This is a genomic window from Ruegeria sp. AL11 (assembly GCF_056540865.1).
Genome location: NZ_JBQFXO010000004.1, coordinates 126,440 through 153,182, shown reverse-complemented (window position 1 = coordinate 153,182; position 26,743 = coordinate 126,440). Strand labels below are relative to the sequence as shown.

Sequence of the window (26,743 nt, the reverse complement as noted above, 5' to 3'; positions counted from 1 at the left end):
TTTGGCTCGTATGGCTCCAGTTCCATGTTTGTTTCCCGTATCATGCAGAAATCTGTGCAGATTACAGCATCCGTGACTTTGAGCTCTGACCAAATCATCCCCACGCGACTTATCCAAGGGAAAATCCGTATGGGAAATAAGGAAACAGCGACAGGAGGTTTGCGCCTGAACGAGTTTGCCACGGTTGGCTCATGTGGAAGCACGGGACGCGACCAACACGAGTATCTCGCCTCGGATAGAAACGCTGAATATTTGCGACACCACCTTTGATCTGACGGTGTTCGAATTGGTCACTGAATACGATGCGAACTTCATTTTTTTTTGCGTTTGTCACCAAACTGAATCCAAACCGTCACAAAACCGCAATGACCCGGGTTCATCCCCTTCTCATCCAAGTGAGAGAGGATACCACCTGATGTCGTTGCGCTTTGCCTGCCTGACATCTGCCCTTGCCCTGACCGCCGGCCAGGCTTCGGCAGAAATGAATTTCAACCGAATTGCTTCTTTCCCCGTCGTTAAGAATATGGCCGAGGGAACTGATACCGAACGTGAGACCTCACCCGAGATCATCGCTGCGACCGCAGACGGGATGACGTTGGTCTATACAGATAGCCCGTTGGGTGTAATCGGCATGGTCGACATCACCGACCCAGCGAACCCGGCACCTCTGGGCGCGATGGAAGTGGGCGGCGAGCCGACGTCAGTTGGGATCGTTGGTGGGACGGCTTTTGTGGGCGTGAACACTTCGGAAAGCTACACCGCCCCGTCGGGCAAACTGATCTCGGTCGACATCGAACGCAAGGCGGAAACCGGCGCCTGTGATCTGGGTGGTCAACCCGACAGCGTCGCGGTTGCCCCAGATGGCAGCTTTGTAGCCGTAGCGATAGAGAACGAGCGGGACGAAGACCTGAACGACGGCGTTATCCCGCAACTGCCCGCCGGATCGCTGGCGCTGGTGCCTCTGAAAGACGGTGCGTTGGATTGCGGCGGCATGAAGATGGCCTCGCTGACTGGTCTGGCAGACGTCGCGCCCACCGACCCCGAGCCTGAGTTTGTGGACATCAACGCTCTGGGCGAAACCGTCATCACTCTGCAGGAAAACAACCACATCGCGGTTGTTGACAAGGACGGGAACGTAGTCAGCCATTTCTCGGCTGGCGCGGTTGATCTGGAAGGTATTGACGCCACGGACGAGCGCGGCGCGCTGATCTTCACAGAAAGCCAAAAGAGCCGTCTACGCGAGCCTGATGCGGTGAAGTGGATCGACGACAACCATTTTGCCACCGCCAACGAAGGTGATTACAAAGGTGGCTCGCGCGGCTGGACGATCTTCCACAAGGACGGCACCGTTGTTTACGAGAACGGCACCGATTTCGAGAAAGCCATCATCCAGATCGGGCACTATCCCGACAAACGCTCAGACGCAAAAGGTGTAGAACCAGAAAGCGTAACTGCAGCGACCTTTGGTGGTACGCCGATGATCTTTGTGGGTGCCGAACGCGCCTCGGTCGTGGGTGTTTACGACGCCACCGATCCGGCCAACCCGGTTCTGAAACAACTGCTGCCCTCGGGCGTGGGGCCGGAAGGCTACGTTGCTATCCCTGAGCGCAATCTGCTGGTCTCGGCCAATGAAAAAGACCTGATCGAAGATGGTGGCCCGCGTGCGCATGTGTCGATCTTTGAATATCAGGATGCACCCGCCGCTTATCCGCATCTGACCTCCGCCGGCGCGGATGAGTTGATCGGATGGGGCGCGCTGTCCGGTCTGGTCGCTGATGAGGACGGCATGATCTATGCGGTCAATGACAGCTTCTACGGCTTCCAGCCCTCGATCTTCAAGATCGATCCCAGCCAGCAACCTGCCCGCATCATGGACGTCATTCGTATCCACCGTCAGGACGGCAACCCGGCGCAAAAGCTGGATCTGGAAGGAATTACGCTGGACGGCAAAGGTGGCTTCTACGTCGCCTCTGAAGGCCGAACCGACCGTGTCATCCCCCACGCGATCTACCATGTCTTGGCCGAAGGCAAGATCAAGGACCGCAAGGGTGAGATCGGCCTGCCGCCGGAACTGATGGCCGTCGAAAAACGCTTCGGGTTCGAAGGCATTACCAAGGTTGGAGACACTCTGTGGATGGCAGTTCAGCGCGAATGGAAGGACGACCCCAAAAACCACGTGAAACTTGTCGCCTATAACCTTGAAACCAAGGAATGGGGCGCGGTGCACTATCCCAAAGCTGACCCGGAAACTGGTTGGGTAGGTCTGTCGGAGATCACCGCATTCGGTGACCATGTTTATGTCATCGAACGCGACAACCAGCACGACCACCGTGCAGTTACCAAGAAAATATACCGCATCCCGCTGTCTGAAATGACCCCGGCCCCGCTGGGTGGTGAGCTGCCCGTGGTCAGTAAGGAAGAGGTCCGTGACTTGCTGCCCGACCTGACTTCGACCGGCGGCTACGTACTGGACAAGATCGAAGGTCTGGCCATCCTGCCTTCGGGCGAGGCATTCGTTATGACCGACAATGACGGCGTCGATGATGCCTCGGGCGAGACGATGTTCTGGTCGATCGGCTCGGTTTCGGCTGGGAACTAGACTAAACATCAGAAATCAAAAGCCCCGCGCAGAGATTGCGCGGGGCTTTTGCATTCAAAGCCAGTTTTGATCCCTTTGGCCGTATGTTTTCTAATGAACTTTTACACGCAGCCTGATTGGAAAGTTGTTTTCGTCTGTCGCTTTCTTCGGGGATCTACTTCGAGTTACCACCACGCCTCGACAAAGTTGAAGAACTCCGACCTGTCATCATCGCGGCCAACAGGGGTGATCTTGTGGTAGCGCATCCTGCCATCCCATTCGGTGCCGAACCACTTCGCATTGTGGTGGTTAACCTTCACGGGCCATCAATTGTACTTGGCTCTCATACGCAAGAAAAACCGGCGACCTAGCATGTCATCTCAGGTCTGCCGAGTCGTTCGCACATGTGTATTTTGGCGAAGATTGTGGAATTTTTGGTGTATGACGAAGTTAGCAACAGCGCATCTCGGTACCCTAACGCTCAAAGACTAAAATGATGTCGTGAAAATTCGACTCAGAAGGACCGTATCACCATTCTGTTCGCTGAATCTGAACAGACCTTTTGAACCCCAACCAGCCTGTGCCGATTTGAGAAAGGCGGCCTTTCAGATCGCTGGCATGTAGGGGAAATATTTCTTGCCCAAATGAGCCGAATGCGAATTCGACCGACAGGCATTCTTTAAACAGCGACTAACAGACGACACGTGTTGGTCCTGATCGAAATGATAGTCTTGACCAATCCCGACGCCCATTTAACCTAGATGGCCTCATGGCGTCTCAACCAAACAACATTCTGACCCTTCTTATCCTGGTAACACCAAACTTCAACATGGCGGCGACAGTGGGTTTCATCGACCCGTTCCGCGCCGCAAACTACCTGGAAGGCAAAGCACGGTTCCAATGGCAGATCGCATCCCTGCACGGTGGTCCTTGCACTGCAAGCAACGGGATGACCATCGACACGATTGCAATGGCCGAAGTTCAGGAAGGGCGCAAGGATTTCGTGATCGTCTCGTCCAGTTGGGCGCCGGAAGCCTACAACTCAACCCCGCTTCATACGTCGCTATGGCGTTGGGCCGGTCAAGGGAGCACGCTGGGCGGGCTGGATACCGGGGCTTTCATCCTCGCCGAAGCTGGTTTGCTCAAGGGGCGTCGGGCCACGGTGCACTATGAGCATATCGACGCGATGAAAGAGCTCTATCCCAATGTCGAGGTCAGTGAGGAGTTGTTCGTATTCGACAAGGCCCGCATCACCTGTTGCGGCGGCGCGGCAGCCTTGGATTTTGCCTTGCATATCATCAAGGGCACCAAGGGCGACGCTTTGGCCAATGCGGCAGCACGATACGTTTTTCACCAGACCGTGCGCCCCCAAGGCGCTATGCAAAGTCCGGGACTGGCCGAGCCGATGGGTCAACTGGCCCCCACAGCGGTCAAACGGGCGATAGCGTTGATGGAGCAGAACCTGGAAACACCGCTAAGCATTCCCGAGATCTGTGATTCCATAAACCTGTCACAACGCCAGTTGAATCGGCTGTTCGCGCGGCACGTCAAGAAAACTCCAACCATGTATTATCGTGACATCCGGTTGGACCGTGCACGCGGGCTGGTGACACAGACGGATATGTCTTTGCTTGAGGTTTCGGTGGCCTCGGGTTTTGCCAGCCAGGTTCATTTCAGCCGCGCATACCGCGAACGGTTTGGGTTGTCTCCGCGCAATGATCGAGTGGAAGGTCGTGTGCCCTTCGAATTTCGCGCTTGGCCCATGCACCGCAAGACCGATAGGCGGGTGGCGAATAAAGTTAATTAGATGGCGATCTACGCACAATGGTAACGTGTGAGAGACGCGATCCTGTACCTATGACCGAGTCACTCGGCAGGGTTTTGTTCATAGGAGACGCCCGCAATGACTGAACAGCCAACGTCCCAGCAATTCGCGGATATTTCCAAGGGCTATCACGAAAACCCATCCAGTTCGTTTTCGCTGCGGGCCGAGGCCTATACGGATCCAGCCTGGCATGCTGTGGACTTGCGCGAGATCATCGCCAAGACGTGGCAATGGGTCAGCCATGTCGAAAAGCTGCGCAAACCAGGCAGCTTTGTCACGATCGAGATCGCTGGTCAGCCGGTAGCTGTGGTACGTGATCGGGAAGGCGTTCTGCGTGCGTTTTACAATGTCTGCAAACACCGCGCCCATCAGCTTTTGTCGGGCGAAGGTAATACGACCCGCATCATGTGCCCTTATCACGCCTGGGTTTACAAGTTGGATGGACAGCTGGTGCGTGCCCCGCATACCGAGAATCTGAATGGATTCGAGCCCAAAGAGATTTGTCTGGATGAGGTGCAGGTAGAGGAATTTTGTGGGTTTGTTTATGTAAACCTTGATCGAGAGGCCCCACCCCTGTCGGAGCTGTCCGGCGATCTGGAAACCGAAATCCGCCACTGGGCGCCGGATATCGAAGAGCTGACATTTGCTCACCGACTAACCTATGACATCATGTCCAACTGGAAGAACGTGGTCGACAATTTCCTGGAGTGCTATCACTGTCCGACCGCTCACAAGGATTTCTGCGAACTTGTCGATATGGACACCTACAAGGTGACCACGCACGGCATCTATTCCAGTCATATGGCCGACGCGGGCAACACGACCAACGGCGCTTATGACGTGTCGAATGCCACGGTGAAAACCCATGCCGTTTGGTGGCTATGGCCCAACACTTGCATCATGCGGTATCCTGGTCGGTCGTCGATGATCATCCTCAACATCATCCCTGCAGGCCCCGACCGGACGCTGGAAACCTATGACTTCTTCCTTGAGACCAAGGAGCCCAACGAGGCCGAGGTCGAAACGATCCGCTATCTGGACGAAGTGTTACAGGTTGAAGACATCAACATCGTTGAAAGCGTGCAGAAAGGGATGAACACTCCAGCCTTCGACGCGGGCCGCATCGTGAACGACCCTGATGGCTCGGGCATGTCGGAACATGCGGTGCACCATTTCCACGGTCTTGTTTTGGACGCATACAAAAGGGCCGCCGGGTGAGTCAGTTTTCCAAAAGAATGCAGTTCCAACCTCCTCCCCGCCCGTGACTGAACGCGCGCAGTCACCGAATATTGGCAGGCAGGGAGGAACAGCATCATGCCAGCAACACCAAATATCGTCGTCGTGATGGCCGACCAATTGGCACCGCAATTTTGCGGGGCCTATGGCCACCCGGTCGCCAAGACACCGCATATCGATGCGCTGGCCGCGCGCGGGATGCGGTTTGATGCGGCCTATTGCAACTCACCACTTTGCGCACCTTCCCGGTTCGCCTTCATGTCCGGCCAGTTGATCAGCCGTATCGCCGCCTACGACAATGCCTCCGAATTCCGCGCCAGCGTGCCAACATTCGCGCATTACCTGAAGACGTTGGGCTATCACACCTGCCTGTCGGGCAAGATGCACTTTGTCGGCCCCGACCAGAAACACGGGTTTCAGGACCGCGTGACCACCGACATCTACCCGTCCGATTTCGCCTGGACGCCCGATTGGGAGGCCCATGATGAGCGCATCGACAAGTGGTACCACAACATGCAGACGGTCAAGGAAAGCGGCGTGGCCGTCGCCACCTTCCAGACCGACTATGACGACGAGGTCGGCTTTGCCGCGCGCCGCTGGCTGATAGATCGCGCGCGCGATCGGGCGCACGGATCGGAAGTGCCTTTCTGCATGGTCGCCAGTTTCATTCACCCACATGATCCCTATGTTGCGCAGCCGGAATGGTGGGACCTCTATGACGATGATGACGTCGACATGCCCGAGTTCACGTTATCGCCTGAAGACCAAGACCCGTTCTCGCGCCGTGTCATGGATGGGATCGAAGCCAGCTATGTTCTTCTGACAGACGAAGAAGTCCGGCGCGCGCGTCGTGCCTATCTGGCCAATGTCAGCTTCTTCGACAGCCAGGTAGGCAAGATCGTCAAGACGCTCGAAGACATTGGCGAACTCGACAACACCATCGTTATTGTTACTGCAGATCACGGCGACATGCTGGGCGAACGCGGTCTGTGGTACAAGATGAACTTCTTCGAACACTCGGCTCGGGTGCCCTTGATCATGGCCGGGCCGGGGGTGGCCAAAGGCCGCGCGCCCAACGCCTGTTCGCTACTGGATTTGTTACCCACCTTTGTTGATATCGGAGGCGGCCCCCCGGACATGTTTGGCGAAACGGTCGACGGCCGATCACTGATGCCGCTGGCGCGCGGTGAGGCCGACCCGTTGGACGAGGCGATCAGTGAATACTGCGCCGAAATGACCCCCTGGCCGGTCTTTATGATCCGGCGCGGGCCACTGAAATACATCCATTGCGACATCGATCCACCGCAGCTTTTTGACTTGTCGGTTGACCCGTTCGAGAAGGTGAATGTCGCTGCTGATCCAGCCTATGCCAAAGCCGCCGCAGGCTTTGCCGCCGAAGTCAGAGCCCGCTGGAACAGCGACCAGCTGCGCACAGATGTGATCGCTACGCAGAAATCCCGCCGCGCGCTTCATGCGGCGATGGAAGCCGATGCCGGGGAGCATTGGGATTACAACCCACCCTCTGATGCCAGCCAGCAATATGTGCGCAACCATATGGATTGGACCGAGGCCGCAGGCCGCTATCGGTTCCCGCCGCAAAAGGACGACTGATATGAAACTACAGGGAAAAATCGCCCTCGTAACTGGTGGTCGTGGAGGGATTGGTCGGGCAATCGTAGCGCGCTTTCTGTGTGAAGGGGCGATCGTCTATGCCGCCGATCTGACACCGCAGGGATCATTGGCCGAACATGACGATAATGGTAGCCGTTTTGTTGCGATGAACGTGGCAGACGAGGCTGCGGTAAAAGCTGCGATGGCGCAGATCGAGGCCGACGAAGGCAAGCTCGATATTCTGGTGAACGCAGCCGGGATCGAGATCGAGAAGACCATCGAAGACACCACGCTGGAGGAATGGAACCAAAGCTTCGCTGTAAACTGCACCGGCACCTTCCTGACCTCGAAATACGCCTTGCCCCTTATGCGCGCGGCGGCGAAAACCGGCGCTTCGGCCAGCATCATCAATTTTGGCAGCTATGATGGGTTCATCGCCGATCCCGGCCTTGCGGCTTATTGTGCCACCAAGGGCGCGGTGCATGCGCTGACCCGCGCCATGGCTTGTGACCACGGCCCTGAGGGCATCCGCGTAAACGCGATCTGCCCGGGCTTTATCGACACACCAATGCTGCAAAGTTTCTTCACCGGCGACGGGTCCGGCGGCGGAGGCAAGTCGATTGACGAGCTGCAACAGGCTGTTCGCGACGTACACCCGATGCGCACCTATGGCACGCCCGAGGATATCGCGAACCTTGTCAACTGGCTCGCCTCGGACGAGGCCCGCTATGCGAGCGGTCAACTTTGGGTATTGGACGGCGGACTGTCTGCGCAAGTCCAGCAGATGAGACTGTGATGTCAGAAGCGCTGCGCTCTCAAGAGCCGGAGGTCGCTGCTGGGATGCCTCTGTTCGCGTTTAGAGAGATGGCTTGGCGAAAGCCGATCTGGGGCATGCCAGAGAACCCACGCCACCTCTTAGTTGTCCCTAAGACCTTCGAGGAGCCAATCACATGACCAAGCCCGTCATCGTCACCTGCGCCCCTACAGGCGGCATTCACACCCCCACCATGTCGGAGCACCTGCCGATCACTCCGACCGAAATCGCAACCGCCAGCATCGAGGCCGCCGAGGCCGGCGCCTCGATCATCCACCTGCATGCGCGCGACCCGGAAACCGGCAAGCCCGACCCGAACCCCGACCTGTTCATGGAATTCCTTCCGCGCATCAAGCAAGCGACAGATGCGGTTATAAATGTCTCTACGGGCGGTGGGTTGGGCATGTCGCGCGAAGAACGCCTTCGCGCCGCGACGGTCGCCAGCCCGGAAATGGCAAGCATGAATATCGGGTCGATGAACTTCGGCATTTTCCCGATGAAGGACAAGTATTCGAACTGGAAGCACGATTGGGAGCCCGAATTCCTGGACATGACCCGCGATTTCATCTTCCGCAACACCTTCGCGGATATCGAATACTGCCTAAAGGAACTGGGTCAGGGCCACGGTACCCGGTTCGAGTTCGAATGTTATGACCTTGGCCACCTTTATAACCTGGCGTGGATCATTGATCAGGGTTGGATCGAGGGGCCGATTTTCGTGCAGATGGTTTTTGGCATCTTGGGCGGGGTGGGGGCCGATCTGGACAACCTGATGCACATGCACACGATTGCCAACAAGCTGTTTGGCGATGACTATGAATGGTCGGTGCTGGCCGCCGGTCGCCACCAGATGCCGTTCACCACACAAAGCGCATTGCTTGGGGGGAACGTGAGGGTGGGTATGGAAGACAGCCTATACATCGGACCCGGAGAGAAAGCTGTGTCCAGCGCTCAGCAAGTTCGCAAAATTCGGGAGATCGTCGAAAATTTGGGGCTTCAGGTTGCCACCCCCGCCGAGGCGCGCGCGCGTCTGGGTCTGAAAGGCGGCGATCAGGTGGCATTCTAAGGAGGGGAGCACATGCAGACAAAGATGTTGATCAATGGTGAGCTTGTAGAAGGAGGCGGGGCAGCGATCCCGGTCCTGAACCCGGCAACCGGAGAAGAGATTTGCACCATCAATGCCGCCACCTCGGAACAAGCAGACGCTGCAGCCGCCGCTGCGCATGAGGCGTTTGACACGTTCGGGCAGACCAGCCCGGCGGAACGGTCGCAGTTGTTGACAGATATCGCGGATGTCCTCCAAGCCAACATCAAGGAGTTGGCCGAGTTGGAAAGTCTGGACGCAGGCAAGCCTTGGCCCTCGGCGCTGAACGATGAAACCCCGCTGACGCTGGACACCTTCCGCTTTTTCGCTGGTGCCGCGCGCACGATGTCCGGGGTGACGGCGGGCGAATACGTAGCCGGCCACACTAGCATGATCCGCAAAGATCCGGTCGGACCGGTGGCGGCGATTGCGCCCTGGAACTACCCTTTGATGATGGCCGCCTGGAAGCTGGCTGCGCCTTTGGCGGCGGGCTGTCCCGTGACGCTGAAACCCTCTCAAATTACGCCACTTTCCACATTGAAGGCCGCCGAGTTGATTGCAGACATCGCCCCCAAAGGCGTCGTGAACGTTCTACACGGTTCGGGCCGCGAGATCGGGAGCCAGATGATCAACGACCCGCGCATCGAGGCGATTTCGATCACCGGGTCCAATGCGACCGGGGCCGAGGCGATGAAAGCGGCCTCTCGTCAGATCCGGCACGTGCATCTGGAGCTGGGCGGCAAGGCCCCCGTGATTGTCTTTGACGACGCCGATATCGACGCGGTTACAGAAACCGTGCGCTATGGCTCGTTCTTCAACGCCGGTCAGGACTGCGCGCAACCCTGTCGCTTGCTGGTGCAGGATGCCGTCTATGACAAAGTGGTCGCCGCTGTGCTCGATCAGGTTGGGCAGATCAAGGTTGGTGCGCAAAAGGCTGAGGGTACGGAAATGGGTCCGATCATCTCGGTCGGACAACGCAACACCGTGGCCGGATTTGTCGATCGGGCGCGCGACACTTGCGCGGTTGTCGCCGGTGGAAGGATGATCGACGGCCCCGGCTTCTTCTATGAACCCACGGTTCTCGCCAATGTACCCCATGATGCGGAAGTATTCTGCAACGAGATCTTTGGCCCCGTCGTTACGATCTCGCGGTTCAGCGACGAGGACGAAGCGCTGCGGGTTGCCAATGCCGGAACGTTCGGGCTGGCTTCGTCGGTCTGGACCAACAATACCGGGCGGGCGATGCGGATGTCGGCGAAGCTGCGCTACGGATTTACCTGGGTGAATACCCACGGCGTCGCGACCCCGGAGATGCCCTGGGCGGCGATGAAGTCTTCGGGAACCGGCTGTGATATGAGCGTCTTTGCGCTCGATGCCTACACCGCCGTCAGACATGTGATGATCGCCCATGGATAATTGCGCGACTGTTACCGGCGGAAGCCGGGGGATTGGCCGGGCCATTGTGAACCGGCTGTTGGCAGACGGTTTTGATGTGGTCACATGCGGACGTGGCGCCCGGCCTGAGGACATGCCGGACACGGTGGTTTGGGTCACGGCGGATGTGTCGAAATCCTGCGATGCGGCGATGCTGATCAAAGCCGCAAACAACGCATTCGGTCGCGTCACCTTGTTGGTCAACAACGCCGGCGTTCAGGTCGAAAAGACCGTGGCCGACAGCGATGATGACGATTGGGATCTGGTGATGAACGTGAACTGCAAAGGCGTGTTCAACATGTGCCGCGAGGCCTTGTTAGATATGGCCGAACATGGCGGCAACATCATCAATATTGGGTCAATCTCCGGCATGGTCGCGGACCCAAGCATGGCGCTTTACAATGCGTCCAAGGCCTTTGTTCACGGGCTGACTCGATCGATTGCCGTTGATCACGGGCCAAAAGTCCGCTGCAACGCGATCCGCCCGGGCTGGATCATGACGGAGATGGCCGAGGACGGGTTTGCCTTGGCAAAAGACCCGGAGAAAGCCATGGCCGACGCATTGGCCCGCCACCCGGTGGGCCGGTTCGGGGAACCCGCCGACATTGCCAACATGGTAAGTTGGCTGGCCTCGGATCAGGCGGCTTACGTGTCTGGCGAATGTTTCACGGTCGATGGCGGCATGACTGCTGCCTCGCCCCTAAATCCGGGATTGTTCTGATGGAATTTGCACATACGGCCTGCCTTGGTGGTGGTGTCATCGGGGCCAGCTGGGCGGCGCTTTTCTTGGCTTCTGGACGTTCGGTTGCGATGTTCGATCCGGCGTCGGAGGTGGAAAAGCATGTGCGCGACTATGTCGAGATGGCCTGGCCAACCCTGACCGAGCTGGGGCTGACCGAGAACGGCGCTCCTGACGCAATCAGCTTTCACGACAGTGCCGTCAAGGCGGTCGCCGGAGCCGCGTTCGTCCAGGAAAACGTGCCTGAACGCCTGCCCATCAAACACGCCACCTTTGCCGAGATCGAGCCAGTTCTGGACCCGCAGGCCATTGTCGCCAGTTCGGCCTCGGGCCTGATGCTGAGTCAGATGCAGGGAGGCTGGAAAGATCCAGCGCGCTTCGTACTGGGGCACCCGTTCAACCCGCCCCACCTGATCCCGTTGGTAGAGATTCTGGGCAATGACCTGACCGACCCGGCGGCAGTGCACGGGGCCGAGCGGTTTTACGAAGCTGTGGGCAAGGTAACCATCCGGGTGAACAAGGAAAAGAACGGCCACGTCGCGAACCGCCTGCAAGCCGCAATCTGGCGCGAAGCGATTTCATTGGTGGTCGAAGGCGTGGCGAGCGTCGAAGACGTGGACAAGGCAGTCTGGGCAGGACCCGGCCTGCGTTGGGCCGCGATGGGGCCAACCATGCTGTTCAACCTGGGCGCGGGCGCAGGCGGGCTTCAGGCGTTTTGCGACCATTTCACCGACACGTTTAACAGCTGGTGGGATGATCTGGGACAGGTGCATCTGGATGACGATGTTTCGCGCATCTTGATCCAAGGTGTGCGCGACGAGACACGCGGGCAAAGCCCAGCCGAGCTGTCGGCAAAACGCGACGCGTTGATCCTGGCGATGCAGAAAGCCACTTCAGGTTTGCGTTAGTTGATGAACCACGTTGTGGCTATTGGCCCCGGGCGGGCCGGGTTTTCGGTCTGCGCTGACCTGCGTGAGCGCGGGCATTAAGAGCCGATCACGCTGGTCGGAGAGGAGCCGCGCTGCCCTATCAACGCCCTCTGGTGTCAAGGTGCTTCTTCTGGGCGGGATGGCGCGCGCGTTTGCTTCTGCGGTCTGAAGGGTATTGCGGTGAGAATGACATCACTCTGCGCACAGGCTGCCGTGATGTGGAAATAGACCGGGTAAACAGTTAGGTGCGCACCGAAACAGACGGCTCCGTCTTCGATGATCATCTGGTGCTGACAACTGGCTCTCCCTCGCCGCGCTTGCCAGATGTCGTTGGGCGTAACCTGAACGGCGTGTTGACCATGCGCGATCCGACAGATGCCGAGGCAGCAAGTCGACGTTTGGATGTCTTGGTGCCGATTAAGTAGTAGTCTACAGAGAAAAAGTCGGACGGATGCGGACTTGAAGAACCTACGATTTTAGCGTGAGGGAGATCGCCTTAAGGCTTTGCTTTTGACAATCGTGCAGATTTCAATTGTGAGGGGCGCTTCACGGAGAAATAATTTTCATAATTGAGACGGTTTTTATTTTCGTGCCATCCCAGCGCAGCGCGAAACAATAGGCAACTGCAATTAGATTAAAGTTATCGCGGCAACATTCTGTAATTATTATGAAAACTGGTCGAAGTGAGAGGATTCGAACCTCCGACCCCTGCCACCCGAAGGCGAGCTCCTGGGGTGAAAGTAAATAAAGTAAGGGCCTTGAGTGCCAACCATTGCACTTCAGTAGCAGATAGCGCTGCGATAACGTTGCGGTTTCATTGCGAGTAAACCCGGCCCCTGTCGTATCTTGGTAAGCTCTTGTTTTTCAGTAGGTCATCCAGCTCTCTATGTTCGATGCTAGTTTGTTCTATGCATTGTTGCCCAGATCAAGCCCACTTATGCACGGTGAAGAGTTCTGCCATGGGTCAGTCCATTCACTTTCTCTAGGATAGCGTCTGCGTCAATGCAGTGGTGGCGATATAGATCGCCGATTGTTCCGGTCTGACCAAAGTGCTCGACACCCATTGGAATAGTTTGATGTCCAAGCACTGCCCCGAGCCAGGATAGAGTTGCAGGATGACCATCGATAACGGTGACGAGCTTGCAGTGTGGCGGAAGGTCGGACATAAGGGTTTCGATGTGGGAGCGTGCCGCTTGGTTGCCGCGCGAACGTGCCCGTTGAGCGGCGGTCCATCCGGCATTCAGGCGATCTGCGGATGTCACGGCCAATACACCTATGTCGCGACGGCCTTCACCAATCATACCGGCGGCCTTGATTGCCTCCGGCGCGACTGCTCCTTGATAGGCAATTACAACTTCGCAATTGGGCCCGGGTTTTCGCAACCAATAGGCCCCATCAATGGCACCTTGGCGGAACTCTTGGTCGACACGTTTCCCGGGCTGTTCAATCGGGTTGGTGGTCAGGCGCATATAGACGGAGCCTCCGGTTTGATCACGTAGCCATGTGCGCTCATCCGGTTGCCCTTCGCCATCGCGCTGCAGGTAATCGAAGGCCCATTCCATAATCACCGCCAGCTCGTCGGCAAAGGCGGGTTCAAAAGCGGCCAAACCGTCTTGGCTCATACCGATGAGCGGTGTTCCAACGGATTGGTGTGCTCCACCTTCCGGGGCGAGTGTGATGCCCGAAGGTGTGCCAACCAGCATGAAACGCGCGTCCTGATAACAGGCGTAATTCAGCGCATCGAGACCGCGGCTGACAAACGGATCATAGACGGTGCCAATTGGGATCAGCCGCTTACCGAACAGGGAATGCGACAAACCCGCAGCTCCCAGAAGCAACATGAGGTTCATTTCGGCGATACCAAGCTCGATATGCTGCCCTTCCGGAGTGAATTCCCATTTTGCCGTCGAAGGGATCCGGTGTTCTATGAAGGCGTCGGATTGCTCGGATCGGGCGAACAGTTTGCGCCGGTTAACCCAAGGACCAAGGCTTGTTGTGCCTGTCACATCTGGGGAGGTCGTCATTATGCGTTCGGCCAATGGGCCGTCGCCTTTTGATAGATCGTCAAGAATCTTGCCAAACGCCATCTGGGTCGAGATTTCGCGACTGGTGTCGATTTCGATTGGCGGCACATCCAATTTGTCATCAAAATAGCGGCGCGGACCTTTGGCAAAGAACGGGGTGCTGGCCAGAAAATCTTTGAATGCGTCTGGATCTTGCACCGTCGCAAGCGGCTCCCATTCTTCGCCCTTCGGCACACCCATATGCGATTGCCACGCGGCAAACTGACTATTGTTCATCAGCCCGCCGTGATTGTCCTTGTGGCCTGCAATGGGAGTGCCCCATCCTTTGACTGTGTAGGCCAGGAAACATGTTGGGCGATCATGATCGATGTCGGCAAATGTTTGGGCCATGGTCTCGACGCAATTGCCGCCGAGGTTCTCCATAAGGGCAGCGAGCTCTGCATCCGTGCGCCGTTCGATCAGAGCGGTTACATCCCCCTGATCCCCCAGATCGTCCATGAGACGCTGTCGCCAATTCGCACCACCCATGAAAGTCAACGCCGAGTAGTCCTGGTTGGGGCAAGTGTCGATCCAGTCACGCAGGCGGTCGCCGCCGGGTTCTTCAAAGGCCGCGCGTTGAAGAATCCCATATTTGACACGAACCACATCCCAACTGAACGCGTCGAAGATTTTCTCGATCCGTTCAAACAGTCCTTCCCGGACGATACCGTCCAGCGACTGTCGGTTGTAATCGATGATCCACCACGTGTTTCGGAGGTCGTTCTTCCATCCTTCCTGTAGTGCCTCGTAGACATTGCCTTCATCCAGTTCGGCATCGCCTACCAGGGCAACCATACGTCCCATTGGCGCGTCTGACCCCCAGCTTTTGGCCTCGATGTAGTCTTGAATGATCGACGCAAACGAGGTGATCGCGACACCTAAACCCACAGACCCGGTCGAGAAATCAACATCATCAATGTCCTTTGTCCGGCTGGGATAACTTTGCACACCCCCAAATCCGCGGAAATTCTCCATCTTCTCGCGGGTCTGATTACCCATGAGATACTGCATTGCATGAAACACCGGCGACGCATGGGGTTTGACTGCAACCCGGTCCTCAGGGCGTAAGGCTGAGAAGTAGAGCGCGGTCATGATCGATACCATCGAAGCAGACGAAGCCTGATGGCCACCGATCTTGATCCCATCCACCTTTGGTCGGACATGGTTGGCATGGTGGATCATCCAATGAGACAACCACAGCAGGCGCTGTTCGACGATCTTCAGTTGGGTGGGATCAATGTGCATGGTGGTCTCCGGGTTCAGGCGGCGCTGCGGGCAGGGTAGGGCAAAGCTTGCTCCAGGTCTGCAAGGATATCTTCGACATCCTCCAGCCCGACGGACAGGCGGATTAGGCCATCACTGATCCCATGCTCGGCCCGTTCTTCGGGCGTATATGTCGCATGGGTCATCGATGCTGGGTGCTGGATCAGTGTTTCCGCATCGCCCAACGATACCGCGCGCTGGATCATGTTCAGGCGGTTCATGAATTCAATTCCACCAGACAGACCGGACTTGACCTCGAACGCTATCATAGCGCCCGGTTGGGACATCTGTCGCTGCGCTACTTCGCGCTGTGCGAAGCTCTCAAGACCGGGATAATAAACCTCACCAACGGCGGGGTGCCCTTCGAGGAAGTCCGCGACGACTTTGGCAGAGTCACAATGACGATCCAGACGAAGGTTTAGTGTTTTCAGGCCACGCAGGATCAGCATCGCGTTGAAAGGGGCCATTACCGCGCCGGTCATGTCCTTCATCCCAAAAAGGCGGATCTCCGCAATCTGTTCGGCGGTTCCTACAACTAGGCCTGCGACCACGTCTCCATGCCCACCGAGATATTTGGTAGCCGAGTGCAGAACGATATCTGCGCCGTGCTCGATCGGGCGGGTCAGATACGGGCTGGCGTAAGTGTTATCGACGACCACCGTTGCGCCGACTGAATGCGCAATTGCGGCGCTCGCGGCGATGTCCACCAAGCGCATGTTCGGATTGGCCGGAGTTTCGAAATAGACAACGCGGGTTTTGTCAGAAACGGCCGCTTTCAGGTTCTCAGGGTCTGTCATGTCAACATGTGTTATCGTGACCCCCCATTTCGCTAAACCATGACGCATAAAGGCGAAGGTGCAGCCATAGAGCGTTTTGTCCACGATGACTTCGTCACCTGGCGACAGAAGGGTCCAAAGCACTGCCGTGATCGCCCCCATGCCGCTTGAGAGAGCTAGCCCGGCCTCGGCCCCCTCAAGCACGGCAATGCGTTGCTCAAGAAGGTCGCATGTGGGGTTTGAAATACGGCTGTAGATATGACCTTCACGCTCGCCGGCGAACATCTCTCCACCAGCCTCTGCGGTTTCAAAGGTAAACGTGGACGTCAAATGCAGCGGTGGTGTCAGCGCACCGTCATTTTCCAGAGGGTTATAAGCGTGGTGAATGGCGCGGGTGGCAAATCCGGTTGAACGAGTCATTAGAAGCTCCTGAATCATGCTGAAGCTAGTTTGCTCCTTTACTTTGGGCTAATGGTTGCGAAATATTCCAAAATTGGTAGCAATATTGGCACATTCTGCTAAGCAAGAGGGTGAAATGGACGCTAAGGACAGGCAGATCATTCGAGCGCTGCAGCGGGACGGACGCATGACGAACCAGGATCTTGCTGACGAGGTGAACTTGTCTCCCTCACCGTGTTTGCGTCGGGTCAAAAACCTGGAAGCCACCGGAGTGATAAGGGGATACAGCGCCGAAGTTGACGCTGCCGCGTATGGGATGGCCATTACCGTCTTCGTGCGTATCAGATTGGAGCGTCACAATGAAACGGATGTTCAGAACTTCGAAAAACGCGTTCGGATGATCGATGAAGTTCTTGAATGCCACGTATTGACAGGGGCAATGGACTACCAGTTGCGGGTTTTGGTATCGGATCTCGAGGCCTACGAGGAGTTTATTCGTCACCGGATTCATCCGATCGGTGGGATAGCCTCGATCGACACCAGCTTTGTCTATGGAACAGTAAAAAAGACTTCTGTTTTTCCGCCCGAATAGATGGACCGCGTTAGAGTGGACTATCTCCGAGTGCCTACCTAAAATTTTGTATGCTCCGTTGCTTCTAAGTGCTCTTTGGATAGCCGGTAATTAGCGGTGAAGCGTATTGAAGGCTGTACTTTGATTGTATGTTCTGTTGTTCCTTTGGAAGTTCGTATGGCGACTTCAAGAGAGAAGCTTGATTGAACCCTTGAGGCACCTTTCTGCATCTTCTGCAATCGCCCGGAAATCAACGCTAGCAACACAGGCGCGTCGCCCCTTCGCACCAGTGACACGGTCGTATAACTTGCGTTTTACTACGCCCTACTGGGCGGCTCAAAAAAATGCTCGGGGGCCTGGAGTTGGACAAACTATCAGTCATGCAAGCTTTTCGCCGTATCGTTGAACGCGGCAGCTTTGCTCGTGCGGCGGAAGACCTTGGTGTTTCTCCTGCGCTTCTCAGCAGAGAAATCAAGCTTCTGGAGGAAAGTCTGGGAACCGTCCTTCTGACCAGAACGACCCGATCCATGTCACTGACTCACACAGGCAGCCTTTATTACCAAGATGCAATTGGAATTCTCGACGCGGTCGAAAAAACGGAACAGACCATTAGGGATGGTTCAAAAGCAGTGCGCGGGCACCTTCGGGTGAATGCGTCAAGCTCCTTCGGCCAAACCGTTATCGCACCGATGCTGCCCGAGTTTTTGGAAGCCTATCCCGATTTGCGATTTACGCTTTCGATGGACGACAAGGTGATCGATATGGTCGAGGGCGGGTTCGATCTATCGATACGCATCCGCGCTGCCATGCCGGATTCGGCCCTTGTTGCGCGACGGATCGGCGTGATGCGACAACGGATTTTTGCGTCTCCTGACTATTTGGAGCGATGCGGGACGCCGACCCAGCCGGCGGATCTGAAAAATCACGCGATGATCGGCTTTTTGCTTGCTGATCATTTGACGAGCTGGAAGCTCTCGGCTGCCGAAGGTGTCACCGCATTAGAGCTTGATCCGCGCGTTCGGGTCGGCAACAGCCTCGTTTTGCGCGATCTGCTGATAGCGGGGCAAGGCATCGGAACTCTGCCCGAGTTCGTTTCTGATGCTCCTGAAGCTAGCGGGGCCTTAGTGAGAGTTCTTCCTGACCATGAACTGCCTGCGCCGGAAGTATTCGCCGTTACAGCATCTCGCTTGGGAATGGACGCCAAGGTCACAGCCTTTCTTGATCATCTGCGCCTGGCTCTCAGGTCCTGACATTATTCAATACAGGTAAAGAGTGATGTCAAAGAGCGCGCCTTAATTGGCGGCGCAACAAATTCCATTCTCTTAGGGAACAAGTCGCAGCCCTGAGAGGTATCCTATGTCACGTATTCTCGTTCTCTACTATTCAAGCTATGGCCACGTCAGCACATTGGCCGGTGCCGAGGCTGAAGGCGCCAGAAGTGTTCCCGGCACCGAAGTTGACGTTCGGCGTGTGCCCGAAACTGTCCCTGAGGAAGTCCGCCAGCAGGCTGGTTATATCTTCGATGATACGCCTATTGCCTTGCCGACAGATCTGGAAAGCTATGACGCAATCATCATTGGAACGCCGACCCGATTTGGCATGATGGCAGGCCAAATGAAGTCCTTCCTGGATCAGGCCGGAGGGCTTTGGGCCAGGAACGCACTGGTTGGTAAGGTCGGAGCTGTCTTTGCATCAACAGGTTCACAACATGGCGGGCACGAGGCCACCCTTCTGACAACGCAAGTCCCGCTTCAACACTTTGGAATGCTGATTGCCGGAATGCCCTACACATTTGCTGGCCAGACTATATCAGAAGAAATCATTGGCGGCGCACCATATGGTGCCGGAACGATCGCCGGTGCTGATGGTTCCCGCACGCCAACCGAAACTGACCTAGCCGGGGCGCGATTCCAGGGCGCTCATGTTGCAAGGGTTGCAGCGTGCCTCGCTGGATCAAACCTGCAAGCGGAAGCAGCGTAACCTGCGCTGCTCTGACGTTTCACTCAAATTCTCAAACGCCTTAGCCGGGAGACATACCATGTCGCGCTTAACCGATATTCTTCTCACCTCACTCGCCCCAGCGGTATGGGGAAGCACTTATCTGGTAACTACCGAAGCGCTCCCGGCTGGCTATCCGATTACCCTGGCTGCGTTACGAGCTCTGCCTGCTGGCTTGTTGTTGCTTGCAGTGACGCGCTGCGTTCCACCGCGCGAATGGCTCGGTCGAACTTTCGTCTTAGGCAGCCTTAATTTCGCTCTGTTCTGGGTGCTCCTCTTCGTTGCTGCGTATAGGCTGCCTGGTGGTGTGGCCGCCACCCTAGGATCGTTGCAAGCGATGATCGTGATTTTGATGGCGTGGGGATGGCTGGGAACCCCAATCCGACTTGGTGCACTTGGCGCCGCCGCGACTGGCGCAATGGGTGTGTCTCTGCTGCTGATCGGACCTGCAGCACAACTTGATTGGATCGGTATCGTAGCGGGTTTGGGAGGAGCCGCGTCAATGGCTGCTGGCACTGTTCTCAGCCGTAAATGGCAACCTCCGGTCTCGGCGCTGAGTTTCACTGCGTGGCAATTAACGGCCGGTGGTTTGATACTGTTGCCAATCGCACTGTTCCTTGAGCCGCCTCTACCTGCGCTCAGCGCGACAAATGTCGCCGGCCTTATTTGGCTCGGGTTGATCGGTGCTGCAGCAACATATGCTCTTTGGTTTCGCGGCATAGCGCGCCTGGAGCCCAGTGCAGTCTCGATGCTTGGCATGATGAGTCCTGTTACAGCTGTCGTGCTCGGCTGGGTATACTTGGGACAAACGCTTAGCCTCACTCAGTCGATAGGATCAGCCATAGTTATTGGTTCTGTTGTGGTTGGCCAAAGCGTGAGTCGAAGGGACAATTCGGGTTTGAAAAAATGGAGACGAGCATGCGCGGCATGACACTGGAGGACGCCACGGCCTATTTTGCAACCTCGCGCGAAACCCTGGAAAACGTCTATAGGTCCTACAGTCCAGATGCGCTTAAGAACGCAGCGGGAATTATAAATTAGAGGATATTTAGTGCCAATTCAGTAGTTGGTGGATGTCGGTAGTGAACGAACTGAGCACATCTATCGAACGAAACGTTGCGGATATCGTTTTGGCCATTCCTCTGAAAACAACAAAGGCGCCCTTGGGCGCCTTGTTTCATTGGTCGGAGTGAGAGGATTCGAACCTCCGACCCCTGCCTCCCGAAGACAGTGCTCTACCAGGCTGAGCTACACTCCGACCGTGGCGGCGGGTCTATACGCGTGGGTTGGGATGCGCAAGGGGGATTCTTGCGCGTGAAATTGGAAAAGTCCTGGCGCGCTCGGCTAGGTTGGGCTGAACGCTCTATTGTAGAATCTCGGTTCTATACAGGCGAATTTTCGTGCCGCCGTGATCGACGAACGGACCAGTCGGCAGAAAAGGCAGGCGCGTCGCGCGGGCGAGTGCAGGGGCGCTGGTGATGACGCCGACGCGCCAACCCTGAAAGCGGGTCATCAGCGTTTTGCCAAGGCTGCCATATAGCGACCGCAGACGTTTTTCGTCACCGATCCGCGCGCCGTATGGGGGGTTCACGATGACCAGACCAGCGGGCCCAGGGGGTGGTTTGATGTCGCTAACGGCACGATGCTGAAAACGGGTATGCTGCGCCACACCAGCCTGTTCGGCATTGACAGAGGCGGCCTCGACAGCGCCTGTGTTTCGGTCGGAGCCGTAGAAATGAAGGGGGCTTTTGGATGGGTGGCACGCGCTCCGCATTGCCTGCCATGCCGCTATGTCGAACCCGGACAGCTGCTCGAAAGCGAAGGATCGCGAACGTCCCGGCGCCAGCCCAAGGGCGATCTCGGCGGCCTCGATCACAAAGGTGCCCGAGCCGCACATTGGGTCAAGAACCGGCTCTGTCCCTTCGAACCCGCAGTCTCGCAGGAACATCGCGGCCATGGTCTCGCGCATCGGGGCCTTGGCAACAGCGGTTTTGTGACCGCGCTTGTGCAGCGGCTCGCCTGAGCTGTCGATCGACAGCGTGCAGAGATCCTTTTCGATGCGCAGCAGAACGCGCAGATCGGCCTCGGGAGAAATTGCTGCACCCAAGGTGTCAGAGATTGCGCGCTCAATGCGCTGGCGCGCGGCCCCGGCATGGTAAATGCGAGACTTGCGGCTTGTAGCTTCGACCTTGACGGGCACGTCGGGGCAGAGAAAGTCCGACCAGGGAAACTTGCGCGCGCGTTTGTCCAGCTGGGCCAGATGGACGGCAGGAAAGCTGCCGATGCGCACAAGGACCTTGTTGGCACCGCGCAGGACAAGATTGGCCCGCCAGACCTCGGACCAGTCGCCCGTACAACTGACGCCGCCGGGCACGACACGCGCGCCTGCGAATCCGTGTTGGGTGGCCTCGGCGCAGAGCGGGGTTTCGAGGCCCGGTGTTGCCACCAGGAAGATATCAAGGTTGTGAGTCATGCTCATTTTTGTTGCTTACACCGGATGCGGCAGAGGTGCGACCGGCAAAATATCGGTGTGTTAGCGCCAATATGAACATTCGATTAAGACAAAGTGACAAACAATAGATAATTTCGAGCCTAACGGGTTTGCGTTTCTGGTCGTCGGCGCGTAAAGGACCGACATCAGACACACGCCTGCGGATTCCGACCAGCAAATAGCTCTTTGCGACCCGGTTGGTTTATCATCCGCGCTATCACATGCCCCTTCCAATTGGGCTATGATAGCTGGCGCAGGAGAGAGGCTTGGAAGACAGTAGCGAGATGCAAACTTTCAAACTGAAAAAAGGGCTGGAATTGCCGATTGAGGGTGCCCCGGATCAAACGATCCAGCCAGGGCCGGAATTCAGCAAGGTTGCGGCTTTGGGCGGCGATTATTTGGGGTTGAAGCCCCGCATGCTGGTGCAGGAAGGCGATGAGGTGCAGCGTGGCACTCCGCTGTTCTGCCACAAGGACGTCGCCGAGGCGATGATGGTTGCCCCGATGAGCGGCAAGGTCATTCAAATCAACCGGGGTGCGCGCCGCGTTTTGCAGAGCGTTGTGATCGAAATCTCCGACCCGAATGACGCGGGCGTCGATTTCTCGGGCGTGGGCAATGGCGACACGGCCGAGGGCGTGGCAGAAAAACTCTGCGCGGCGGGTCTTTGGACGGCGTTCCGCACACGGCCCTATTCGAAAATGCCGTCCTCAGGCACCAAACCAGCAGCAATTTTTGTCACCGCGATGGACAGCGAGCCGCTGGCTGCGGACGCCGCCGTGATCATCGCCGATGCAGGGGAAGCTTTTGCCGCCGGTCTTGCGGCGGTTGCCAAGCTGTCGGAGGGCAAGACCTACCTTTGCCACAAGGATGGCGACAAAATCCCCGGTGCAGACGTTGCCGGAGTGGAAGCGGCGGCCTTCGCAGGCCCGCACCCTGCCGGTCTGGCTGGTACTCACATCCACTTCCTGGAGCCGCTCGCTGGCGACAAACAAGTTTGGACCATCGGATATCAGGACGTTATCGCGATCGGCCGCCTGATGCAGTCCGGCCATCTGGATCCGAATATCGTGATCGCTCTGTCTGGGCCAGGCGCACGTCAGCCGCGTTTGATCCGCACCGCCATGGGTGCCTCGACAGATGAGCTGACGAAGGATGAGATCAACTTGGAGGGAACACCCCGGATTATTTCGGGCTCGGTTCTGTCGGGTACTCAAGCCGAGGGACCGACCGCCTATCTGGGCCGGTTCGCGCGTCAGATCACCATCATCCGGGAAGACCACGATCAGATTCCGATGGGCTGGATTCGTCCGATGCCGTCGAAATACTCGGTCCAACCGGTTCTGGGTTCGGCATTGTCCAACAAATTGTATAATCTGACCAGCAACCTGAATGGTGGCCGTCGCGCGATGGTACCGACAGGCGTGTTCGAACGGCTGATGCCGCAGGATTACCTGCCCACGCAGCTGCTGCGCGCCTTGCTGGTGATGGACACCGATACCGCTCAGGCACTGGGTGCACTGGAGCTGGACGAAGAGGATCTGGGCCTTGTCAGCTTTGCCTGTCCGGCGAAATATGAATATGGGCTGGCGCTTCGCGACTGCCTCGCCAAGATTGAAAAGGAGGGCTGATCCAAATGGGTTTGCGCAGCTTCTTTGATCGGATCGAGCCAAACTTTACCAAGGGCGGCAAGTACGAGAAGTACTTCCCCATCTACGAGATGGTGGAAAGCTTCATCTACACTCCGAAAACTGTAACCACCGCCGCGCCGCATGCTCGGTCGTATATCGACATGAAGCGGATCATGACCTACGTCGTGATAGCGACGATCCCCTGTATCCTGTGGGGGATGTACAATACCGGCTATCAGGCGAACTCGGCCATTGCGCTGCTGGGGCCTGAATCGGCCACCGGCTGGCGGATTGCTCTGCTGCAGATGTTTGGTATCTCGCTGGATCCCTCCAGCGTCTTTGCCAATGTGATGCACGGGCTCACTTATTTTCTGCCGATCTACATCGTGACACTTGTCGCGGGTGGTATCTTTGAGGTCATCTTTGCCACTGTGCGCGGTCATGAAGTAAACGAGGGTTTCCTTGTTACTTCAATGCTTTACACGCTGATCATGCCCGCAACCGCGCCTCTTTGGCAGGTGGCCTTGGGCATCATCTTCGGCGTCGTGATCGGGAAAGAAGTCTTTGGCGGCACCGGCAAGAACTTCCTGAACCCGGCTCTGGTTGGTCGTGCGTTCCTGTATTTCGCCTATCCGGCGAGCATGTCCGGTGACACAGTCTGGACGCCGGTTGATGGGTTCTCGGGCGCGACTGCCCTGTCCGTCTCTGCGTCGCAGGGCTTCCAGGCGTTGGCGGCTGATGGCATCACCTGGTGGAACGCGTTCTTCGGGTCGATCCAGGGCAGCTTTGGTGAAACCTCAACGCTGGCCTGTATGATCGGTCTGGCCTTCTTGCTGGCCACGCGGATCGCCAACTACCGCCTGATTGTCGGCTGTCTGGCCGGTACGATCGGCTTTACCTTGCTGCTGAACCTCATTGGTTCGGACACGAACCCGATGTTCGCGATGCCTTGGTACTGGCACGTGGTCATCGGTGGGTATGCCTTCGGTCTGGCCTTCATGGTGACCGAGCCTGTTTCCGCCAGCCACACCAACATGGGCCGCTACATCTATGGCGCGCTGATCGGTATCATGGTTGTGATGATCCGTGTCATCAACCCAGCTTTTCCAGAAGGCATGATGCTGGCCATTCTGTTCGGCAACGTCTTTGCTCCGCTGATCGACTACTTCGTCGTCCAAGCCAACATCAAACGGAGGGCGCGTCGCCATGTCTGATACGCAATCCCCAGATCAAAACGAGGCACCTAAAGGCGCGATCGCCAAGTTCCTGGCAGCCTCGCCGGACTCTGTCGGCAAGACGATTATCATCGCGGTTGCCGTCTGTCTGGTCGCTTCGATGGTCGTGTCCGCAGCCGCCGTTAGCTTGCGCCCGGTGCAGGAGACCAACCGCCTGAAGGACAAGCAGGTCAACGTTTTGCAGGTAGCGGGTGTCTATGAGCCTGACATCGACGTCACCGAAGCCTTCGCCGCGTTTGAACCCCACGTGCTGGAGCTGTCCACCGGCGATTTCGTCGATGATCAGTTCGACCCGGCCACGTTCGATGACATCGCCGCGGCCAGTGATCCCGACCTCAGCGTCGCGCTGGACAATGACCCGGCGGGTATTGGGCGCAAGGCCAAGTATCGGGTGATCTATCTGTTGCGGGATGATGCGGGCGCGCTGGACAAGGTGATCCTACCGCTGCACGGCTACGGCCTGTGGTCCACGCTCTATGGCTTTATCGCTTTGGAGAACAACGGCAACGACATTTATGGCCTGCAGTTCTATCAGCACGGTGAAACCCCCGGCCTTGGGGCTGAGGTGGACAACCCACGCTGGAAGGCGCTGTGGAATGGCAAGAAGCTGCGTGACGATAATGGTGATCTGCAAATCACCGTGTCGAAATCCCAGCCCGCCGCAGGACCCGACTTCTATATCGACGCGCTCGCGGGGGCGACCCTGACCTCGGTGGGTGTCGATAACCTGGTGAAATTCTGGATGGGCGATGCGGGCTACGCACCGTTTCTGGCCAAACTGCAAGCAGGAGAGCTCTGATGTCCCAGACCAAGAAAGAGATGCTGGTCGACCCGCTTGTCGACAACAACCCGATTACCTTGCAGGTGCTGGGCATCTGTTCGGCGCTGGCGGTGACCTCGTCGCTGCAGGTGTCGATGGTGATGGCGCTGGCGGTGATTTTCGTGACCTCGTTCTCGTCCTTCTTCATCTCATGCCTGCGCAACCAGATTCCCGGCTCGATCCGGATCATCGTGCAGATGGTGATCATCGCCTCGCTGGTGATCCTAGTGGACCAGATCCTCAAGGCTTATGCGTTTGAGATCTCGAAAACCCTTTCGGTTTTCGTCGGCCTGATCATCACCAACTGTATCGTGATGGGCCGCGCCGAGGCGTTTGCCATGAAGAACCCTCCGGTTGCGTCCTTTATCGACGGCATGGGCAATGGTATGGGCTACGGCCTGATCCTGCTGCTGGTCGGCTTCATTCGTGAGCTTTTCGGTGCAGGGTCGCTGTTCGGTGTCACCATTCTGGAGACCGTCAACAACGGCGGCTGGTACGTGCCCAACGGCATGTTGCTGCTGCCCCCGTCGGCGTTCTTCATCATCGGTCTGATCATCTGGGCCTTCCGCACATGGAAGCCGAACCAGGTGGAAGAGCGTGAATACAAAATTCAGCAGGTAGAGGCCCACTGATGGAAGGTCTGATCTCACTGGCCGTAAAGGCCATCTTTGTCGAAAACCTTGCGCTCAGCTTCTTCCTGGGGATGTGTACTTTCATCGCCGTGTCGAAGAAGATCTCGACCGCGCTGGGTCTGGGAATTTCGGTCATGGTCGTGCAGGCCATCACCGTTCCTGCCAACAACCTGCTGCTGAACTACCTTCTCAAGCCGGGTGCGCTGTCCTGGGCCGGGTTCCCCAATGTTGATCTGACCTTCCTTGGTCTGATCTCGTATATCGGCGTGATTGCGGCGATGGTTCAGATCCTCGAGATGGTTTTGGATAAGTATTTCCCGCCGCTCTACAACGCGCTGGGGATCTTCCTGCCGCTGATTACGGTGAACTGCGCCATCCTGGGTGGTTCGCTGTTCATGGTGGAACGGGATTACAACTTTGCCGAGGCAACCACCTATGGGCTGTCTTCAGGCTTTGGTTGGGCACTGGCCATCACCGCAATGGCGGGCGTTCGTGAAAAGTTGAAATACTCGGACATTCCCGACGGCCTGCAAGGTCTGGGGATCACCTTCATCACCGCGGGTCTGATGGCGATGGCCTTCATGTCCTTCTCGGGCGTGAAACTGTAAGGAGGGCAG

At 57.1% G+C, this 26,743-nt stretch carries 23 protein-coding genes and 1 tRNA gene; 19 read left to right on the top strand and 5 right to left on the bottom strand.

The features are described from left to right. Positions 1–415: 415 nt before the first annotated feature. Positions 416–2,599, top strand: a complete 2,184-nt coding sequence (locus ACR0IP_RS08195) for an esterase-like activity of phytase family protein (protein WP_480524903.1) — start codon at positions 416–418, stop codon at positions 2,597–2,599. A 164-nt stretch (positions 2,600–2,763) separates the two neighbouring features. Here ACR0IP_RS08195 and ACR0IP_RS08190 read toward each other — a convergent pair whose 3' ends face one another. Continuing rightward, entirely contained in the window at positions 2,764–2,898 is a 135-nt protein-coding gene (locus tag ACR0IP_RS08190; protein WP_480524902.1) for a hypothetical protein, read from the bottom strand. Positions 2,899–3,347: 449 nt separating this feature from the next. Between ACR0IP_RS08190 and ACR0IP_RS08185 the strand changes: the two genes are divergently transcribed. From ACR0IP_RS08185 to ACR0IP_RS08145, 9 genes are all read left to right on the top strand, one after another. Next, positions 3,348–4,385, top strand: a complete 1,038-nt coding sequence (locus ACR0IP_RS08185) for a GlxA family transcriptional regulator (protein WP_480524900.1) — start codon at positions 3,348–3,350, stop codon at positions 4,383–4,385. Between the two features lie 96 nt (positions 4,386–4,481). After that, positions 4,482–5,621, top strand: a complete 1,140-nt coding sequence (locus ACR0IP_RS08180; protein WP_475220070.1) for an aromatic ring-hydroxylating oxygenase subunit alpha — start codon at positions 4,482–4,484, stop codon at positions 5,619–5,621. A 96-nt stretch (positions 5,622–5,717) separates the two neighbouring features. Further along, the gene (gene betC, locus ACR0IP_RS08175; protein WP_480524898.1) at positions 5,718–7,250 is read left to right on the top strand and encodes a choline-sulfatase; all 1,533 of its coding nucleotides are present in this window, start codon (positions 5,718–5,720) and stop codon (positions 7,248–7,250) included. Between the two features lies 1 nt (position 7,251). Next, the gene (locus ACR0IP_RS08170) at positions 7,252–8,046 is read left to right on the top strand and encodes an SDR family NAD(P)-dependent oxidoreductase (protein WP_480524896.1); all 795 of its coding nucleotides are present in this window, start codon (positions 7,252–7,254) and stop codon (positions 8,044–8,046) included. Between the two features lie 154 nt (positions 8,047–8,200). Beyond that, a complete protein-coding gene (kce, locus tag ACR0IP_RS08165) occupies positions 8,201–9,130 on the top strand; it encodes a 3,5-dioxohexanoate:acetyl-CoA acetone transferase (RefSeq protein WP_480524894.1) in 930 nt (309 codons plus the stop codon). A gap of 12 nt (positions 9,131–9,142) precedes the next feature. Next, positions 9,143–10,564, top strand: coding sequence for an aminobutyraldehyde dehydrogenase (locus ACR0IP_RS08160; RefSeq protein ID WP_480524892.1), 1,422 nt, complete (start codon positions 9,143–9,145; stop codon positions 10,562–10,564). Next, entirely contained in the window at positions 10,557–11,303 is a 747-nt protein-coding gene (locus ACR0IP_RS08155; protein WP_480524890.1) for an SDR family NAD(P)-dependent oxidoreductase, read from the top strand. The genes ACR0IP_RS08160 and ACR0IP_RS08155 overlap by 8 nt, the downstream gene beginning before the upstream one ends. Beyond that, on the top strand, positions 11,303–12,229 hold the full coding sequence (locus tag ACR0IP_RS08150) for a 3-hydroxyacyl-CoA dehydrogenase NAD-binding domain-containing protein (protein WP_480524888.1): 927 nt from the start codon (positions 11,303–11,305) through the stop codon (positions 12,227–12,229). The genes ACR0IP_RS08155 and ACR0IP_RS08150 overlap by 1 nt, the downstream gene beginning before the upstream one ends. Positions 12,230–12,495: 266 nt before the next feature. Beyond that, positions 12,496–12,675, top strand: a complete 180-nt coding sequence (locus tag ACR0IP_RS08145) for an NAD(P)/FAD-dependent oxidoreductase (RefSeq protein WP_170377249.1) — start codon at positions 12,496–12,498, stop codon at positions 12,673–12,675. Between the two features lie 510 nt (positions 12,676–13,185). Here the strand turns inward: ACR0IP_RS08145 and ACR0IP_RS08140 are convergent. Together ACR0IP_RS08140 and ACR0IP_RS08135 are read right to left on the bottom strand one after the other, a co-directional pair. Continuing rightward, on the bottom strand, positions 13,186–15,558 hold the full coding sequence (locus ACR0IP_RS08140) for a 1-deoxy-D-xylulose-5-phosphate synthase N-terminal domain-containing protein (RefSeq protein WP_480524886.1): 2,373 nt from the start codon (positions 15,556–15,558) through the stop codon (positions 13,186–13,188). 14 nt (positions 15,559–15,572) lie between these two features. After that, positions 15,573–16,772 (bottom strand): methionine gamma-lyase, encoded by a 1,200-nt coding sequence (locus ACR0IP_RS08135; protein WP_480524885.1) that lies wholly within the window; start codon positions 16,770–16,772, stop codon positions 15,573–15,575. A gap of 115 nt (positions 16,773–16,887) precedes the next feature. Between ACR0IP_RS08135 and ACR0IP_RS08130 the strand changes: the two genes are divergently transcribed. From ACR0IP_RS08130 to ACR0IP_RS08115, 4 genes are all read left to right on the top strand, one after another. Then, positions 16,888–17,343 (top strand): Lrp/AsnC family transcriptional regulator, encoded by a 456-nt coding sequence (locus tag ACR0IP_RS08130; RefSeq protein ID WP_480524883.1) that lies wholly within the window; start codon positions 16,888–16,890, stop codon positions 17,341–17,343. Between the two features lie 341 nt (positions 17,344–17,684). Further along, positions 17,685–18,572 carry a LysR family transcriptional regulator gene (locus ACR0IP_RS08125; protein WP_480524881.1) on the top strand — a complete coding sequence of 296 codons (888 nt, stop codon included), beginning with the start codon at positions 17,685–17,687 and terminating at the stop codon, positions 18,570–18,572. A gap of 106 nt (positions 18,573–18,678) precedes the next feature. Then, positions 18,679–19,302 carry an NAD(P)H:quinone oxidoreductase gene (wrbA, locus tag ACR0IP_RS08120; RefSeq protein WP_480524879.1) on the top strand — a complete coding sequence of 208 codons (624 nt, stop codon included), beginning with the start codon at positions 18,679–18,681 and terminating at the stop codon, positions 19,300–19,302. 58 nt (positions 19,303–19,360) lie between these two features. After that, a complete protein-coding gene (locus tag ACR0IP_RS08115) occupies positions 19,361–20,251 on the top strand; it encodes a DMT family transporter (RefSeq protein ID WP_170554950.1) in 891 nt (296 codons plus the stop codon). A 250-nt stretch (positions 20,252–20,501) separates the two neighbouring features. Here the strand turns inward: ACR0IP_RS08115 and ACR0IP_RS08110 are convergent. After that, a tRNA-Pro gene (locus tag ACR0IP_RS08110) sits at positions 20,502–20,578 on the bottom strand. Between the two features lie 105 nt (positions 20,579–20,683). Further along, on the bottom strand, positions 20,684–21,799 hold the full coding sequence (locus ACR0IP_RS08105; protein ID WP_480524877.1) for a THUMP domain-containing class I SAM-dependent RNA methyltransferase: 1,116 nt from the start codon (positions 21,797–21,799) through the stop codon (positions 20,684–20,686). A gap of 296 nt (positions 21,800–22,095) precedes the next feature. On the opposite strand from ACR0IP_RS08105, the gene ACR0IP_RS08100 reads away from it, so the two are divergent. From ACR0IP_RS08100 to nqrE, 5 genes are read left to right on the top strand one after another with little or no spacing between them, the layout of a single operon-like run. Beyond that, complete coding sequence (locus ACR0IP_RS08100) at positions 22,096–23,439, top strand: Na(+)-translocating NADH-quinone reductase subunit A (protein WP_480525147.1); 1,344 nt, start codon at positions 22,096–22,098, stop codon at positions 23,437–23,439. 5 nt (positions 23,440–23,444) lie between these two features. Beyond that, positions 23,445–24,653: an NADH:ubiquinone reductase (Na(+)-transporting) subunit B gene (locus ACR0IP_RS08095; RefSeq protein WP_170472437.1), complete on the top strand. Its 1,209-nt coding sequence runs from the start codon at positions 23,445–23,447 to the stop codon at positions 24,651–24,653. Then, on the top strand, positions 24,646–25,473 hold the full coding sequence (locus ACR0IP_RS08090; RefSeq protein ID WP_170377271.1) for a Na(+)-translocating NADH-quinone reductase subunit C: 828 nt from the start codon (positions 24,646–24,648) through the stop codon (positions 25,471–25,473). The genes ACR0IP_RS08095 and ACR0IP_RS08090 overlap by 8 nt, the downstream gene beginning before the upstream one ends. Continuing rightward, complete coding sequence (locus ACR0IP_RS08085; RefSeq protein ID WP_152460184.1) at positions 25,473–26,126, top strand: NADH:ubiquinone reductase (Na(+)-transporting) subunit D; 654 nt, start codon at positions 25,473–25,475, stop codon at positions 26,124–26,126. The genes ACR0IP_RS08090 and ACR0IP_RS08085 overlap by 1 nt, the downstream gene beginning before the upstream one ends. After that, a complete protein-coding gene (gene nqrE, locus ACR0IP_RS08080) occupies positions 26,126–26,734 on the top strand; it encodes an NADH:ubiquinone reductase (Na(+)-transporting) subunit E (RefSeq protein WP_170377273.1) in 609 nt (202 codons plus the stop codon). Before ACR0IP_RS08085 ends, nqrE begins: the two co-directional genes overlap by 1 nt. Positions 26,735–26,743: the final 9 nt, after the last annotated feature.

Coding starts and splice junctions, on each gene's coding strand:
- ACR0IP_RS08160 (WP_480524892.1), top strand. CDS start 9,143: ATGCAGACAAAGATGTTGATCAATGGTGAGCTTGTAGAAGGAGGCGGG.
- nqrE (WP_170377273.1), top strand. CDS start 26,126: ATGGAAGGTCTGATCTCACTGGCCGTAAAGGCCATCTTTGTCGAAAAC.
- betC (WP_480524898.1), top strand. CDS start 5,718: ATGCCAGCAACACCAAATATCGTCGTCGTGATGGCCGACCAATTGGCA.
- ACR0IP_RS08170 (WP_480524896.1), top strand. CDS start 7,252: ATGAAACTACAGGGAAAAATCGCCCTCGTAACTGGTGGTCGTGGAGGG.
- ACR0IP_RS08155 (WP_480524890.1), top strand. CDS start 10,557: ATGGATAATTGCGCGACTGTTACCGGCGGAAGCCGGGGGATTGGCCGG.
- ACR0IP_RS08090 (WP_170377271.1), top strand. CDS start 24,646: ATGTCTGATACGCAATCCCCAGATCAAAACGAGGCACCTAAAGGCGCG.
- ACR0IP_RS08105 (WP_480524877.1), bottom strand. CDS start 21,799: ATGAGCATGACTCACAACCTTGATATCTTCCTGGTGGCAACACCGGGC.
- ACR0IP_RS08185 (WP_480524900.1), top strand. CDS start 3,348: ATGGCGTCTCAACCAAACAACATTCTGACCCTTCTTATCCTGGTAACA.
- ACR0IP_RS08195 (WP_480524903.1), top strand. CDS start 416: ATGTCGTTGCGCTTTGCCTGCCTGACATCTGCCCTTGCCCTGACCGCC.
- ACR0IP_RS08115 (WP_170554950.1), top strand. CDS start 19,361: ATGTCGCGCTTAACCGATATTCTTCTCACCTCACTCGCCCCAGCGGTA.
- ACR0IP_RS08085 (WP_152460184.1), top strand. CDS start 25,473: ATGTCCCAGACCAAGAAAGAGATGCTGGTCGACCCGCTTGTCGACAAC.
- ACR0IP_RS08140 (WP_480524886.1), bottom strand. CDS start 15,558: ATGCACATTGATCCCACCCAACTGAAGATCGTCGAACAGCGCCTGCTG.
- kce (WP_480524894.1), top strand. CDS start 8,201: ATGACCAAGCCCGTCATCGTCACCTGCGCCCCTACAGGCGGCATTCAC.
- ACR0IP_RS08150 (WP_480524888.1), top strand. CDS start 11,303: ATGGAATTTGCACATACGGCCTGCCTTGGTGGTGGTGTCATCGGGGCC.
- wrbA (WP_480524879.1), top strand. CDS start 18,679: ATGTCACGTATTCTCGTTCTCTACTATTCAAGCTATGGCCACGTCAGC.
- ACR0IP_RS08135 (WP_480524885.1), bottom strand. CDS start 16,772: ATGACTCGTTCAACCGGATTTGCCACCCGCGCCATTCACCACGCTTAT.
- ACR0IP_RS08130 (WP_480524883.1), top strand. CDS start 16,888: ATGGACGCTAAGGACAGGCAGATCATTCGAGCGCTGCAGCGGGACGGA.
- ACR0IP_RS08100 (WP_480525147.1), top strand. CDS start 22,096: ATGCAAACTTTCAAACTGAAAAAAGGGCTGGAATTGCCGATTGAGGGT.
- ACR0IP_RS08180 (WP_475220070.1), top strand. CDS start 4,482: ATGACTGAACAGCCAACGTCCCAGCAATTCGCGGATATTTCCAAGGGC.
- ACR0IP_RS08095 (WP_170472437.1), top strand. CDS start 23,445: ATGGGTTTGCGCAGCTTCTTTGATCGGATCGAGCCAAACTTTACCAAG.